This window comes from Cruoricaptor ignavus, assembly GCF_900141665.1.
Taxonomy (GTDB): domain Bacteria; phylum Bacteroidota; class Bacteroidia; order Flavobacteriales; family Weeksellaceae; genus Cruoricaptor; species Cruoricaptor ignavus.
Window position 1 is genome coordinate 134,475 of the sequence record NZ_FQYI01000007.1, and the last position, 13,695, is coordinate 148,169.

Below are 13,695 nucleotides of genomic sequence, written 5' to 3' on the forward strand. Positions count from 1 at the left end.
CCGCAAATTAACACGAAATTCAGTAACTTTATGGCTTTAAATTTTCCCAAATGTCTGAAAATGGATTTTCAAAAGAAGTAGCCCTCGGCATCGATGTGGGCGGCACCAATACGAAATTTGGTTTGGTAACGCCTACAGGCGAGATTTTAGTGAAAGGCTGGATGCGTACCGACCAGTACCCCGTGGTAGAGGATTTTGTAGATGCGCTGCACGCAAAAATACAGCCCGTAATAAGTCCGTTTTTAAATGGAAAGACCCTCCGGGGCATAGGGGTAGGCGCCCCGAATGCCAACTATTACAAGGGCACGATAGAGGATGCGGCAAACCTCGCCTGGCGTGGCACCATCCCATTTGCTGGGATGATTACGGAGAAGTTTGGTGTGCCGGCTAAGATCACCAATGATGCCAATGCGGCAGCGCTGGGGGAGATGATGTACGGGGCGGCACGCGGGATGAAGGATTTTATAATGATTACCCTCGGTACGGGAGTGGGCGGCGGCATCGTAAGCGGCGGTAACCTGATCTACGGCCACGATGGATTCGCCGGAGAACTGGGGCATACGATAGTAAAACCTGCAGGGCGCAAGCACTGGAACACCGGCTCGGAGGGCAGCCTGGAGGCCTATGCCTCCGCAACGGGAATAGCCATCACAGCGAAGAAGATGCGCGCTGAGTTCCCAGAGTCCGTCCTGAATGAATATCCTGAAGAGGAAATTAACGCAAAAACCGTACACGAATGTGCGCTGCGGGGTGATGCTACGGCAATCGAGGTTTTCCGCTATACGGGCCAGAGACTCGGAGAAGCGTTGGCGAATTTTGTGATGTTCTCCTCCCCGGAGGCTATTCTGCTGTTCGGCGGGGTCATTCAGGCGGGAGATTTTCTGCTGAAGCCTACGAGGCTGCATATGGAGCGAAACCTCTTCCCGCACTTCCGGGGGAAGGTAAAGCTTATTTTCAGCGAGCTAAGCGAGGCGGATGCCGCGATCCTCGGCGCTAGCGCCCTTGTTTGGGAGAAGTAAGGGAGGATTTAATGAGGAATATTTTCAAATTTTTGGCCTGTTTTTTTCTCATCTCCTGCAGTGGGCAAACGGAGAAAAACCTGGCGAAACCAATTCAAAATAAGAAAGTTAAAGTGGGAAATTTAAAACAAATCACATTTGGAGGAGGCTGCTTCTGGTGTATTGAGGGCGCATTCAATATGCTGAAGGGCGTGGAGAGCGCTGTTTCCGGATATTCCGGCGGAAGCATTCCAAACCCAACTTATGAAGAAGTTTGTACAGGGAGTACCGGCCACGCAGAAGTTGTGCAAATTACCTATAATCCGCAGGAAATTTCATACCAGCAACTTTTGGATGTTTTTTTCTTCCTTCACGATCCTACCCAGCTAAACCGGCAGGGGAATGACATCGGGACGCAATACCGCTCTGTGATTTTTTATAATAACGAGGAGGAAAAAAGGGTAGCCGAGGCAGAAATCTCAGCAATCGATGCTTCAGGAAAATATGCCGGGAAAGTAGTGACGGAAGTGGTACCTTTTACGGAGTTTTATCCTGCGGAGGATTATCATCAGGGTTACTATAAAGCCAACCCCAGCCAGCCGTACTGCAGCGCGGTGGTGGGTCCTAAAATCCAGAAATTCCGAAAGCATTTTCAGGATTTAGGGATGATAGAGGATTAGATCAGTTGTTCATTTTTAGCAGCGGCTCTATATAGTCCCTTTCGTTGCTGAGCCTTGGCACCTTGTTCTGCCCGCCCAGTTTCCCTCGGGATTCCATCCAGTCGTAAAAAAGGTTTTCCCGCGCAATGTGGATTACGGGCTCATCCAGCGTCATATTTTGGTAGCGTTTCGCCTCGTAGTCGGAGTTCAACGCCTTCAGGTTTTCATCAAAGCTTTGGCAGAATTTTCCGAAATCATCAGGCTTTTCGGCAAATTCAAAAATCCACTCGTGCGCACCAGAAGCACCACCCTGCATAAAAACCGGCGCACCGGTATATTCCGAAACGGCGGCGTTGGTCTCTGCGCAGGCCTTTTGCAGCGCGGTTTCCACATTATCTATCATCAGCTCTTCGCCGAAGGCATTGATGTAATGCCTCGTTCTTCCCGTAATCTTGATTCTGAAAGGACTTAGCGAAGTGAAAACCACCGTATCGCCAATCAGGTAGCGCCACAAGCCGCCATTTGTGCTGATGATTACAGCATAATTCTTCCCAAGCTCCACATCTGCAAGGCTCACAACTTTCGGATTTTCCTTCCCGAAATCTTCCATCGGAAGGAATTCGTAGAAAATGCCGTAATCCAGCATCAGCAGCATATCCGTTTCGTGCGGCCTGTCCTGTATTGCGAAGAAGCCTTCGGAGGCGTTGTAAGTTTCGTAATAATTTATTTCCCTGCCGATGATTTTCCGGTACTGCTCACGGTACGGCTTGAAGCTGATGCCGCCGTGAAAAAACACTTCGAGATTGGGCCAAAGTTCGCCGATGTTCTCCGCGCCGGTTTCCTGCAGCACCCTTTGCAGCAGCACCAGCATCCAGCTTGGCACGCCTACAAGGCTGCCCACATCAGCAGCGCGCACTTCCGAAACTATCGCCTTCATCTTGCTTTCCCATTCACTCATTAGGGAAACTTTCTTGCTTGGCACGGTGGTAATTTCCACCCAGAAAGGCAGGTTTTCAATCAGGATGGCAGAAAGGTCGCCGTATTTTGTGTTGAAATGTTCGTAAAGCTCCGCACTTCCGCCAAGCCGCAAATTCTTATTCGTAAACAATTGATTATCAGGATGATTGTTCGCGTAAATGGATACCATATCCTTCCCTGCCTTGTAATGGCACCTGTCCAAAGAATCCTGCGTAATGGGGATGAATTTGCTCTTGGCATTCGTAGTGCCGGAAGATTTGGCAAAATGCTTCACGCTGCCTGGCCAAAGCACATCTTTTTCGCCCTGCCTCGCTCTCTCGATGAATGGCTCTATTTCCTCATAGGCCACTATGGGAACCTGCCGCTGAAAATCCTCGTAATTCCGAATGTCATTAAAGCCGAACTTCCTGCCGTACACCGTATCTTCCGCACGGTAAAGCTGCGAGAGAAGCACGGCATCCTGCGTATCTATCGGGTTTTGGATGAATTTTTCGATATCATCCATTCTCTGCTTGATGAACCAATTCACCACGGAATTAAAAAGCGCCTTCGTTGCCATAGGGAAACAAATTTAGGGATTTTCAATTTTGGTGATGCTTTAGCCTTGCTTAAATTTGCAGAATGCCAATCGGAAAACTTCCCGAATTTTTACCGGAAAATGCATTGCCGTACCTGAAAGGCTGGTGCGGCAGCTTTTCGCTACACATCAGGATTACGAAGGAGCGGCAAAGCAAGCTGGGCGATTACCGCAAGCTGAAGGACGGCAGCCATAAAATCACCATCAATTCCACGCTGCCAAGGCCGCTGTTCTTCTTCGTCCTCACGCACGAAATAGCGCACCTCATCGCCTTTGAAAAATTCGGCAGAAACATCCTTCCGCACGGAAAAGAGTGGAAGCATACCTTCCGAGAAATGCTGGTGGAAAGCCTTGCCGTTTATCCGGAAGACCTTCGGCCAGAAATCTTGAAATTCGCCAAATCGCCAAAGGCCAATTTCCTAGCAAGCCACGGCATAGCGCGCTACTTCCACAATCCGGAGGGAAACTTGGTGACGGTGGAAGAGCTTTCCGCCGGAGAAAGATTTTCTTACAAAGGCAGGGATTACGAAGTTTTGGCACGGCGGAAAATCAATTATCTTTGCAGGGAAGCACGCACCGGAAAGCAGTACCTTTTCAAGCCGCTGGCTACGGTGCAAAAACTCTGAACGATGAAGCAAAACAACTTTTGCGTGATAATGGCCGGAGGCATTGGAAGCAGGTTCTGGCCGATGAGCACGCAGCAAAACCCTAAGCAGTTTCAGGACATCCTGGGCATAGGACGGACGATGATTCAGCAGACTTTCGACAGAATTAAAAAAGTAATTCCGCCGGAAAACATCCTGGTAATCACGAACAGAGAGTACATCGAACTTTGCCGGGAACAGCTGCCGGAAATTCCTGCGGAAAACATCGTGGGCGAACCGATGATGCGGAACACCGCAGCCTGCAACCTTTATATGGCGAAGAAAATCCTGGCGAAAAATGCGGAAGCGAACATCGTGGTTCTTCCGGCAGACCATTTGATTTTGAAGGAAGATGCCTTCGCCGAAAAAATTGAAAGCGCACTGGCAGCCGCCGCAGAAAACGAGTGCCTGATAACGCTGGGCATCCAGCCAACGAGGCCGGATACCGGCTATGGCTACATTAATTTTGCAGAAAACGGCGGCGAAATTTCCAAGGTGAAAAAATTCACGGAGAAACCGAAGCTGGAAATCGCGCAGGAATTCCTACAGTCCGGCGAGTATCTTTGGAATGCAGGAATTTTCGTGTGGAATGCCAATACCATCCTGAAAGCCTTTGCAAAGCACCTTCCCGAAATGCTGCAGGAATTTGAAAAGTGCGAATTCAACACGGAAAAAGAAGCGGAATGCATCGCGGAAATTTACCCAAAGGTTGAGAATATTTCAATTGACAACGGCATTCTGGAAAGGGCGGACAATGTGTTCGTAATTCCGGCAGATTTAGGCTGGACGGACCTTGGCACCTGGACTTCCGTTTTTGAAAATGCTGAAAAAGATGCCGAGCGAAATTCGGTAAATTCCGAAAAGATTTTCCTTTACAATGCGGAAGGCAACACGGTGAGAATGCCAGCTGGAAAGGTAGCGGTGATAGACGGCCTGCAGGATTTCATCGTGGTGGATACGAAGGATGCACTCTTGATCTGCCCAAGGAAAAACGACCAGCTGATAAAGGAGTATGTGGGAAAATTGAGAGATTAGAAATTTGGTGATTTAGGAATTTGCAAATTCCCAAACAAACAGCCCAGCAATATTTTAAACTTTTAAACCATTAACTTTTAACCCTACACAAAATGCTCGTCAAAGTTTTCGGAAGTGCCATCCACGGTGTTTCGGCGCAAACCATCACCATAGAAGTGAATGTGGATAAAGGCGTGGGCTACCATCTGGTAGGGCTTCCGGACAACGCCATCAAAGAAAGCAGCCACCGCATTTCTGCCGCGCTGAAGAATGTAGGCCTGAAACTTCCGCAGCAGAAAATCACCATCAATATGGCACCGGCCGATCTTCGGAAGGAAGGCTCGGCGTACGACCTCAGCATCGCCATCGGAATTCTGGCGGCATCCAACCTCATCGCCGCAGAAAACATCGGCGATTACATCATAATGGGCGAGCTTTCGCTGGATGGCGGACTGCAGCCCATCAAAGGCGTGCTGCCCATAGCCATTCAGGCAAGGGAAGAAGGCTTCAAGGGCATCATCCTGCCGAAGCAAAACACGAAGGAAGCGGCCATTGTGAACAACCTGGAAGTGTACGGCGCGGAAAACATACGGGAAGTGATTGACTTTTTCAACGAAGGCAAGCCGCTGGAAAGGACGGTGATAGATACGCGGAAAGAATTTCAGGAAAAGGCGCAGCGCTTCCCTTTCGATTTTTCGGAAGTGAAAGGGCAGGAAACGGCAAAGCGGGCAATGGAAGTGGCTGCAGCAGGCGGGCACAACATCATCCTGATCGGTCCGCCGGGAAGTGGAAAAACGATGCTGGCGAAGAGAATCCCGAGCATTCTGCCGCCGCTCACTTTGAAGGAAGCGCTGGAAACCACCAAGATTCACTCAGTGGCCGGGAAAATCGGTACGGAAACTTCGCTGATGACGGTGCGGCCCTTCCGCAATCCGCACCACACGATTTCCGATGTGGCACTGGTAGGCGGCGGAAGCTACCCACAGCCCGGCGAAATTTCGCTGGCGCACAATGGCGTGCTTTTTCTGGACGAGATGCCGGAGTTCAAGCGCAGCGTGCTGGAAGTGATGCGGCAGCCTTTGGAAGACCGTGTGGTTACGATTTCTCGGGCAAGGTTTTCGGTGAACTACCCTGCGAGCTTTATGCTTGTGGCAAGTATGAATCCTTCGCCCAGCGGCTATTTTCCAGATGACCCGAACAACACATCTTCCGCCTACGAAATGCAGCGGTATATGAACAAGCTTTCCGGGCCGCTGCTTGACAGGATTGACATCCACATAGAGGTGCAGAAGGTGGAATTTGAGCAGCTTTCCGATAAGCGCAAGGGTGAATCCAGCTCGGCAATTCGGGAAAGAGTGTTGAATGCGCGGAAAATCCAAACCGAGCGCTATGCCGATTTGGACATTAATTATAACGCACAAATGGGACCGAAGGAAATCGAGAAATTCTGCGGCTTGAACGATGTTTCGCTGAATTTAATAAAATCAGCGATGGAAAAACTCAACCTTTCGGCGAGAGCCTACGACAGAATTCTGAAGGTAGCCCGCACAATTGCCGATCTGGATAATTCCGAAAACATCGCGCCGCCACACATCGCCGAAGCAATCCAGTACCGCTCTTTGGACAGGGAGTTTTGGAATGCGTAAGAGAGCTGAGACACAAGAACCAAGAGCCAAGAAAAAAGTAATAAAGCTGAACCGCTTTTAAATTTATTGGATCCTTACCGTTTCCAGAATCTGCTCCGCAGCTTCCTTGGTTTTCACTTTGCCGATAACATTCGTGCAGATGCCGCTTTCATCGAAAATAAAAGTGGTGCGCACGATGCCCATAAATTCCCTGCCCATAAATTTCTTCAGCTGCCAAACACCGAATTTTTCAACGATGTCGCGGCTTTCATCAGCGATTATATCGTATTGAAGTTTGAATTTCTCGTGGAAATTTTTCTGCGCTTTCACTGCCTCTGCCGAAATTCCAATCAATTCAAAGCCCTGATTTTTCAGCCTGGAAATATTGTCCGAAAGGTTGCAGGCTTCCGCGGTGCAGCCCGGCGTATTGGCTTTTGGGTAAAAGAACACGATGAGTTTCTTTCCCGAAAAATCTTCGGACGACACCTTTTCACCATCCTGGTTTACGCCCTCAAACTCCGGCAGTCTGTCGCCAACTTTTAGCATAATAATTATTTTTGGGCAAATTTACGGAGGATGACGAAAAAGCAGCGCGCAAAAATCGTGATGGATGAGCTCGAAAAACTTTACCCGGAAGTTCCCATCCCGCTCAGCCACTACAGCCCGTTCACGCTGCTAGTTGCGGTAGCGCTTTCCGCACAGACTACCGACAGAAAGGTGAACCAGGTAACGCCCGAACTTTTCAAACGGGCTGATACGCCGCAGAAAATGGCAGCGATGGAAGTGGATGAAATCAAGGAATTTATCCGCGAAATCGGGCTTTCCAACCAAAAGGCTAAGAATTTAAAACGAATGTCCGAACTTCTTGTGGAAAGGCACGGCGGCGAAGTGCCGCAAACTTTCGAGGAGCTGGAAGCTTTGCCAGGTGTTGGCCATAAAACGGCATCGGTGGTGATGGCGCAAAGTTTCGGCGTACCGGCTTTCCCGGTGGATACGCACATTCACCGCCTGATGAAGCTGTGGAAACTGAGCGACGGGAAAAATGTGGCGCAAACTGAAGCCGATGCTAAAAAACTTTTCCCGAAAAACCGCTGGAATAAAATTCACCTGCAAATCATCTATTACGGCAGGGAATATTCGCCGGCAAAAGGCAAGCGGGAACAGGATTTCATTACCAGAAGACTTGAAATTTAAGACCTAAGGAAAAACTTTAAAGGCAATGGCAAAAGTTTTTGCTCCGCTAAATCTTGCATCTGGCTCTCAACTCTTGCCTCTAAAATTACTTTTTACCTTTATCTTGTTTGGCCGCCCAGTTTTCCATCTTCCTTTCCAAAACAGCAAGCGGTAAGCAGCCCTGGCTTAAAACCTCGTCGTGAAACTTCGGCAAGGCGAAATTTTTCCCAAGCTTCGCGGAATATTTTCCACGCAATTCCTTGATTTTTAAAGAGCCCACTTTGTAAGCCAAAGCCTGGCCAGGCAAAGCCATATAGCGCTCAATTTCCGCCGTTGCGGAATTTTCGTCGTACGCCACATTTTTCAGGAAATAGGCTATGGCCTCTTCCCTTGTCATCTTGCCGGAATGTATGCCGGTATCGATTACCAGGCGTACAGCCCGCAGCATTTGGTCGCTCAGGTAGCCCATTTTCTGGTAAGGGTCCGTGTAGAGCCCAAGTTCCGGGCCCAGCGTTTCGCAGTAGTGCGCCCAGCCTTCGCCGTAAGCGCCGAGCCAGCCGAAGCGCATAAATTTCGGCAAATCTTCATTTTCTTGCTGAATGGAAATTTGGTAATGGTGCCCGGGAATTGCTTCGTGCAGGAAGAGCGATTCCATCCCGGAAGCTACATTGAAGGCCTTTGGTTCGGGCAGCGGAAGGTAGAAAATACCTGGCCTTTTGCCGTCTGCAGAGCCTTGCATATATTCTGCGCTTGCCGTGCTTTCGCGGAATTTTTCTGTCTGGCGGATTTCGAACGGCGTTTTTGGCGTTACGGAAAACATCGTTTTCAGCTTAGGCTGAATTTTCTTCAAAACGGAATTAAAGGCACCTAAAACTTCGTCCGCAGTTTTGTAGGGCATAGCTTTCGGGTCGGTTTTCAGGCTTGCCAAAAATTCTTCCAGCGAGCCTTGGAAGCCCAGCTCTGCCTTTACTTTTTCCATTTCGCTGCGAAGTTCCGCCACTTCTTTCAGCCCTGTTTCGTGGATTTCTTCTGGAGAAAGATTGGTAGTCGTCCAGCTTTTTACATAGTAGCGGTAGGTTTTATCGCCGTTGGCAATGCCGTTTATCCCGTCGGAATCTCTCGCAGCGTTCAGGTAGGTAGTTTTAAGGTAGCCCGCCATATTTTTATATGCAGGGATGATTTTCTCGGCAATTGCCGCTTTGTAAAGCTTCGTGTATTTTTCCTTCTGCTCATCGGAGAAATTTTTTGGAAAATTTTTCACCGGTCCGTAGAAGATATTCCGCTCAAAATCATCGGAAATGATGTCCGGATTTTCAGTTTGCGCGATCATCCTAAGCACCAGCTTTTTCGGCAGCACAGTTTTTGCCGCTATGCCATCGTTAAAATTTTCCACCGCAGCATCCATCCACTGGGGAAATTTTTCCATCCGGCTAAGCCAGTCGTCATAATCCTTTTCCGTTTCAAAAGGCTGGTTTCCGCTGCCGCTTCCAAGCAGTGGGAATGTGAGGGGCAAGCCTTCGAACTGCGTGAAAGGGATGTATTCCGGGTGGTGTGCGAAGCGCTCTATCTTGTCTTTCAGCGTATATTCCAGCACATCGAATATCACCTTTTTATCATCAGGAAGTTTTTCATAACCCACTTTCTCGAGCTGCTTCTGGACACCTTTATAAAAAGCCACTTCTGTGTCGATGAAATCTTTGTCGATATCTACGGGCAGCTGGTCATTGTATCTGTAGTCGCCCTGTGCGGTGGCCTCCAGCGGGTGCATCTTCAGGTACTGCTCGTAGTAGTTAGCCGCTATACTGTCCAGGTTCATCGGGGTTATCTTGGCGAGGGGCATATCTTTTTTTTTGCAGGAGAAGGCTGCAGCAAGGCATAGCAGAAGGGCAAATTTTAGAATTGTTTTCACTATTTAGTTTTTAAATTCAAGGAAAAATTAAGAAGAGCCTGGTCTTAGCAAAAGTAAAGTTTATTTCTTAAAGAAAATATTCTTCATCTGCTCAGCTCTTGGGCGCGTTTTTTGGCGGCTATGATGCCTTTCTGCAGAATTTCTTTCAGGCCGCCTTCCTCGAAAGTCCGCAGAGCCGCTTCCGTGGTACCGCCCTTCGATGCCACATCCTTTATCAGTTCGTCCAGGGATTTTTCAGAATTATTGATGAGGTGGTAGGCACCCAGCATAGTTTCCTTCACGAAAAGCTTCGCGAGATGTTCATCGATGCCCATCGAAATTCCGGCTTGTACCATCGCCGAAACGATGTAGTAAAAATACGCCGGGCCGCTGCCGGAAAGTGCCGTGACGCCGTTCAGAAGGCTTTCCCCCTCAAGGTAAACCGACCTGCCCGTGGAATTTAATAGGCGCTCGACCTGCATTATTTTTTCCAGCGGGATGCCTTTCGCTGCGGTATACCCCGTGATCCCGCGGCCTAAAATCGTGGGAGTATTGGGCATCGCCCTTACCACAAAGCTATGGTTGCAGGCCTGCTGGATGTTTTCTATGGAGATGCCCGCCATCACGGAAAGTAGAATGCTTTCCTCCGGTATTTTGAAGGGGAGGTTTTCCGCGGTGGCAGCGAAATCCTGCGGCTTTACGGCAAGGATGATCAGATCTGCGCCGCATTCTTCCACCTCGCTGAAAGCCAGGACTTTGCAGTTTGGAAATTCCTTTTCCACTTCCGGTTTGCCTTGCTTGTTTCTTGTGATGAGGAGCAGGTTTTCCGGCTTTACAAGTTCGAATTTCAAGAAGGATCTGGAAAAGGAGGTGCCCATTTTCCCGGCACCCAGTACGGCAATTTTCATCGTGGTTTTTAGCCAAATTTAAAAAAGTTTGTGGTTTTCTGCGGGAATTTTAATTTTAAATTTCCGCATTGCTGCAATTTTTTATCTTTGCTCAAACTATAAAACCAAAACCAAATTTATCCTGAAAAAAATGAAAGGGATTCTGAAAATCTACCATCCGGAGGAAACTCTGAAGTACAACATTAAAAGTACCTACTGCAAGCCGGTATACAGCAACAGGCAGCACCTGCTGGAGGTGGAGATTATTACAGACGACTGCCTGGATCATGTGGATGATGATTCCCTGCAGTACAACTACCCGCAGCTTTCCTTCCACATTTACGACTTCCCGACCGACTCTGCGGAGCTCTGCGGAAAGCCAATCCTCATCAATGATTCTGATGAGGATGACTATACCGAGGTGGACCTGCACGATGATGAGGAGGCCTACCTGTACGACAACGAGCTGAGCTTCACCAAGGATGAGGAGGAGGTGCTGCACCTGGTATGGAAGGGGGAAATCGATGATTTCTACACGGGCTCCGGCACGCAAATTCCCTTCAAGCTGAAGTGCAACTTCAGGCCGGAACTTATCGAGGTAGAGGATTAGCCACCAATTATTTATTTTTTTAAACCAGTTTTTTATGTTTCTACAGGCCGCCACGCCGGCTGCAGCATCCGTGCAGCAGCGCAGTTTCTCCCTTTGGGAAATTTTGTTTCACGATAATATTTTTGCCAATGCAGTAATGGTAGCCATCATCCTGCTGGGCGTCCTTGCGCTGTACCTCTTTTTGGAGAGGCTCTTCTTCATCAACCGTATGGCGAAAACCCCGGAGCAAAATATGTTGCAGAACATCGAAGACCTCCTGAATGAAGGCCGCGTAGAAGCCGCCGCAGATTACTGCAAAAGGAGCAGCAGCCCCGATGCCAGAATTCTGGAAAAAGGAATATCGCGCATCGGAAGGCCGGTTTCCGACATCGTGAGCGCGATGGAAAACCAGGCACAAATAGAAGTTTCACGCCTGGAAAAAAACCTCAGCCTGCTATCCGCAGTGCCATCCATAGCCCCAATGCTCGGGCTCCTCGGCACGGTGATAGGCATCATTATGGCGTTTTTCAGTATGGCAAATTCAGAAGGCACCTTCTCGCCGCAGACGCTTTCCGCAGGCATATACACCGCCCTCGGCCATACGGCGATGGGGCTCGCCGTGGCTATCCCTGCCAATTTTTTCTACAATCTGCTCCTTACGAGGATAGATAAATTTGCCCTGAAAGTTCAGAATCTTACTGCGGACTTTCTGGACATCATCAACAATCCTTCCTGAAAATGAAACTGAAACGCAGAAATACCTCCAACCCGGAATTCAGCCTTGCAGCGATGGTGGATGTTTTCCTGCTGCTGCTGATTTTCTTTATGGTAACTTCTGCGGTGTCTCAGCAGAGCGCCATAGATGTAAAATTGCCACAGGGAAATTCCGAAGCGCCGAACATCCCGAATCCTTTAGCGGTAAGCATCAGCAGCGATGGCAGTTTTTTTGTAGATGAACTGCCGGTGCAGAAGCAGGATTTGGAGAGAGAAATCCTGGCAAGGATGCAGAACGCCCCATCACCATCGTTCACGATTCGTGCCGATGAAAACGCGATGCACAAGGATGTGGTTTTCGTGATGGAAATTGCCGAGAAGCACAAGTACAGCATCGCGATAGCCACGCAGAAAGCGCAGTAAGAAAATGAGAAGTTTCAGTTACGACAGCGAGAACAAAACCGACCGGCTGAAAAGCGGCATCATCACCGCAGTAGTTTTTGCCGGGCTGCTGCTTTTCTTGTTTTTGTATAAATTTACTGAAACGCTTCCGGTGCCGAAAACCGAAACGGTATCCGCAATGCTCATCAACTTCGGAGATAACCGGGAAGGCACAGGCCTGGAAGAGCCGGCCAATCAGGAAGGAAGTCTGGCGGCAGATGCAGCGGCGGAACCTTCATCACCGGCGGAAAATTCTACCCAAATCATTTCTGAGCCAGAAGCTTCGCCAAAAGATTTACCCAAAGACAAACCGGCATCAAAACCTGAACCGAAAGCCAAAGCCCAGCCCGAAAAAATATTAACAGGAAAAGATAAAAAGCGCGAGATAAAAACCACCGAAACACCGTCAAAAAAAACGGATAAAGCGGTAGCAACTTCTGGCAAGAATTCAAAGCCAGCCGGGAAACCGAACGCTAAAAGTAGCGGTGCAAATTCATCTGCAAAAAAGCCAGGGAGCAATGCTGCCGCAGCCAATGCCCCCACAGGAAAAGGCGATGGGCAGGGCACCGCAGCCGTTGGCAATTTGCTTCGCGGGCGCGGAACCAAGCAGGGCAGCCAGGGTGACGGCAGCAATGCCGCGGGAAATTCCGGCGATCCGCTTGGTGGCGATGGAAACGGCGACAGCAAAATAGGTGTGGATAGGCAGCTTACGGGCTTCATACCTGGTACGATGGGGCGTGGCGGCGCGCAGCCTACGCACAGCTGCACGGCTACGGGCACCATCACCATTGCGTACACCGTGGATAAGGCGGGCAATGTGGTTTCGGCGCGGCGCAGCGGTGGTATTTCGGATCCGTGCGTGGTATCCACCTCCATCGATTGGGTGAAGCGCTATGTAAAAGCCGAGCGGGCGGCAGTTTCCAGCACGGGAAGCTATAAGATTTCATTTTAATACCCGTAGTGCATTATCACGCGAGATTTATTTTTAGGTTGTTTATATTTCTGCCGAAAAGAAATTTATTCAGATATTGAATAGTTGTAAGTGTTGCAATTTTAGCCAAAATTCTGGTTTTAAAACCTTGAAAAGTTTTGGCATAGTTCCTTCTAATCATAAATTGGTCACAAAGTTGGGAAAATAACGTTTCGATTCTTTTCCGATATTTTTTGAATTGATAAAACTGTGGCTTGTAGTCTTTTTGATTTCTCCTTTTAGGAGTTTCTAATTCTATATTTACCTCATTGAATAAGTCTAACTGGATGGTTTGGGACAAATAGCCTTTGTCCCCAAGCAACACACAGTCAGACATTTGGAGTTTTATATCTTGCAAGTAGTAGATGTCGTGAACGGATGCGGGAGAAATATCAAAACTCTGAAAAACCCCAGAAATGGAACAGACAGCATGTAGTTTATACCCATAGAAATGCAGGTTCTGCGAAGCACAAAATCCTTTGTTGGGATAAGCATAATCTACATCCTTGCAAATCCTGCTTCTGGAGGAGCGAGATAG

At 48.7% G+C, this 13,695-nt stretch carries 15 protein-coding genes; 10 read left to right on the forward strand and 5 right to left on the reverse strand.

The features are described 5' to 3' along the window. Window positions 1-50: 50 nt before the first annotated feature. Both BUB43_RS08240 and msrA read left to right on the forward strand, forming a co-directional pair. Window positions 51-1,019 (forward strand): ROK family protein, encoded by a 969-nt coding sequence (locus tag BUB43_RS08240; protein ID WP_073180060.1) that lies wholly within the window; start codon window positions 51-53, stop codon window positions 1,017-1,019. An 11-nt stretch (window positions 1,020-1,030) separates the two neighbouring features. Further along, a complete protein-coding gene (gene msrA / locus BUB43_RS08245) occupies window positions 1,031-1,678 on the forward strand; it encodes a peptide-methionine (S)-S-oxide reductase MsrA (protein WP_073180062.1) in 648 nt (215 codons plus the stop codon). Window position 1,679: 1 nt separating this feature from the next. Here the strand turns inward: msrA and BUB43_RS08250 are convergent, their stop codons facing one another. Beyond that, window positions 1,680-3,194, reverse strand: coding sequence for a GH3 auxin-responsive promoter family protein (locus BUB43_RS08250; protein WP_073180063.1), 1,515 nt, complete (start codon window positions 3,192-3,194; stop codon window positions 1,680-1,682). 62 nt (window positions 3,195-3,256) lie between these two features. Here BUB43_RS08250 and BUB43_RS08255 point away from each other — a divergent pair, with 62 nt between their 5' ends. The 3 genes from BUB43_RS08255 (at window position 3,257) to BUB43_RS08265 (ending at window position 6,516) form a co-directional block, all read left to right on the forward strand. Next, on the forward strand, window positions 3,257-3,838 hold the full coding sequence (locus tag BUB43_RS08255; RefSeq protein WP_185113767.1) for a SprT-like domain-containing protein: 582 nt from the start codon (window positions 3,257-3,259) through the stop codon (window positions 3,836-3,838). Window positions 3,839-3,841: 3 nt separating this feature from the next. Continuing rightward, window positions 3,842-4,891: a mannose-1-phosphate guanylyltransferase gene (locus tag BUB43_RS08260; protein WP_260200682.1), complete on the forward strand. Its 1,050-nt coding sequence runs from the start codon at window positions 3,842-3,844 to the stop codon at window positions 4,889-4,891. A 92-nt stretch (window positions 4,892-4,983) separates the two neighbouring features. Next, window positions 4,984-6,516 (forward strand): YifB family Mg chelatase-like AAA ATPase, encoded by a 1,533-nt coding sequence (locus BUB43_RS08265; RefSeq protein WP_073180067.1) that lies wholly within the window; start codon window positions 4,984-4,986, stop codon window positions 6,514-6,516. Window positions 6,517-6,579: 63 nt separating this feature from the next. Here the strand turns inward: BUB43_RS08265 and bcp are convergent, their stop codons facing one another. Further along, on the reverse strand, window positions 6,580-7,041 hold the full coding sequence (gene bcp / locus BUB43_RS08270; protein WP_073180069.1) for a thioredoxin-dependent thiol peroxidase: 462 nt from the start codon (window positions 7,039-7,041) through the stop codon (window positions 6,580-6,582). Window positions 7,042-7,071: 30 nt separating this feature from the next. Here bcp and nth point away from each other — a divergent pair, with 30 nt between their 5' ends. Next, window positions 7,072-7,689 (forward strand): endonuclease III, encoded by a 618-nt coding sequence (gene nth / locus BUB43_RS08275; RefSeq protein ID WP_073180071.1) that lies wholly within the window; start codon window positions 7,072-7,074, stop codon window positions 7,687-7,689. An 85-nt stretch (window positions 7,690-7,774) separates the two neighbouring features. Here the strand turns inward: nth and BUB43_RS08280 are convergent, their stop codons facing one another. Next, window positions 7,775-9,577, reverse strand: coding sequence for a DUF885 domain-containing protein (locus tag BUB43_RS08280; protein WP_073180072.1), 1,803 nt, complete (start codon window positions 9,575-9,577; stop codon window positions 7,775-7,777). A gap of 83 nt (window positions 9,578-9,660) precedes the next feature. Beyond that, window positions 9,661-10,464: a pyrroline-5-carboxylate reductase gene (proC, locus tag BUB43_RS08285; protein ID WP_073180074.1), complete on the reverse strand. Its 804-nt coding sequence runs from the start codon at window positions 10,462-10,464 to the stop codon at window positions 9,661-9,663. 130 nt (window positions 10,465-10,594) lie between these two features. Between proC and BUB43_RS08290 the strand changes: the two genes are divergently transcribed. Genes BUB43_RS08290 through BUB43_RS08305 form a run of 4 tightly spaced genes read left to right on the forward strand, consistent with a single transcriptional unit; the run spans window position 10,595 to window position 13,139 of the window. Continuing rightward, entirely contained in the window at window positions 10,595-11,053 is a 459-nt protein-coding gene (locus tag BUB43_RS08290) for a hypothetical protein (RefSeq protein ID WP_073180111.1), read from the forward strand. 34 nt (window positions 11,054-11,087) lie between these two features. Next, window positions 11,088-11,768 (forward strand): MotA/TolQ/ExbB proton channel family protein, encoded by a 681-nt coding sequence (locus tag BUB43_RS08295; protein WP_073180076.1) that lies wholly within the window; start codon window positions 11,088-11,090, stop codon window positions 11,766-11,768. Between the two features lie 2 nt (window positions 11,769-11,770). Further along, a complete protein-coding gene (locus tag BUB43_RS08300) occupies window positions 11,771-12,169 on the forward strand; it encodes an ExbD/TolR family protein (protein WP_073180078.1) in 399 nt (132 codons plus the stop codon). Window positions 12,170-12,173: 4 nt separating this feature from the next. Next, window positions 12,174-13,139: a ferric siderophore ABC transporter substrate-binding protein gene (locus BUB43_RS08305; protein ID WP_073180080.1), complete on the forward strand. Its 966-nt coding sequence runs from the start codon at window positions 12,174-12,176 to the stop codon at window positions 13,137-13,139. A gap of 16 nt (window positions 13,140-13,155) precedes the next feature. Here the strand turns inward: BUB43_RS08305 and BUB43_RS08310 are convergent. Then, window positions 13,156-13,695, reverse strand: a 540-nt coding sequence (locus BUB43_RS08310) for an IS982 family transposase (RefSeq protein ID WP_143154073.1), incomplete at its 5' end; no start/stop codon positions are given.

Bases quoted from the DNA above. Each gene is read 5' to 3' on its own strand.
- BUB43_RS08240 (WP_073180060.1), top strand. From the start codon at position 51: ATGTCTGAAAATGGATTTTCAAAAGAAGTAGCCCTCGGCATCGATGTG.
- msrA (WP_073180062.1), top strand. From the start codon at position 1,031: ATGAGGAATATTTTCAAATTTTTGGCCTGTTTTTTTCTCATCTCCTGC.
- BUB43_RS08250 (WP_073180063.1), bottom strand. From the start codon at position 3,194: ATGGCAACGAAGGCGCTTTTTAATTCCGTGGTGAATTGGTTCATCAAG.
- BUB43_RS08255 (WP_185113767.1), top strand. From the start codon at position 3,257: ATGCCAATCGGAAAACTTCCCGAATTTTTACCGGAAAATGCATTGCCG.
- BUB43_RS08260 (WP_260200682.1), top strand. From the start codon at position 3,842: ATGAAGCAAAACAACTTTTGCGTGATAATGGCCGGAGGCATTGGAAGC.
- BUB43_RS08265 (WP_073180067.1), top strand. From the start codon at position 4,984: ATGCTCGTCAAAGTTTTCGGAAGTGCCATCCACGGTGTTTCGGCGCAA.
- bcp (WP_073180069.1), bottom strand. From the start codon at position 7,041: ATGCTAAAAGTTGGCGACAGACTGCCGGAGTTTGAGGGCGTAAACCAG.
- nth (WP_073180071.1), top strand. From the start codon at position 7,072: ATGACGAAAAAGCAGCGCGCAAAAATCGTGATGGATGAGCTCGAAAAA.
- proC (WP_073180074.1), bottom strand. From the start codon at position 10,464: ATGAAAATTGCCGTACTGGGTGCCGGGAAAATGGGCACCTCCTTTTCC.
- BUB43_RS08290 (WP_073180111.1), top strand. From the start codon at position 10,595: ATGAAAGGGATTCTGAAAATCTACCATCCGGAGGAAACTCTGAAGTAC.
- BUB43_RS08295 (WP_073180076.1), top strand. From the start codon at position 11,088: ATGTTTCTACAGGCCGCCACGCCGGCTGCAGCATCCGTGCAGCAGCGC.
- BUB43_RS08300 (WP_073180078.1), top strand. From the start codon at position 11,771: ATGAAACTGAAACGCAGAAATACCTCCAACCCGGAATTCAGCCTTGCA.
- BUB43_RS08305 (WP_073180080.1), top strand. From the start codon at position 12,174: ATGAGAAGTTTCAGTTACGACAGCGAGAACAAAACCGACCGGCTGAAA.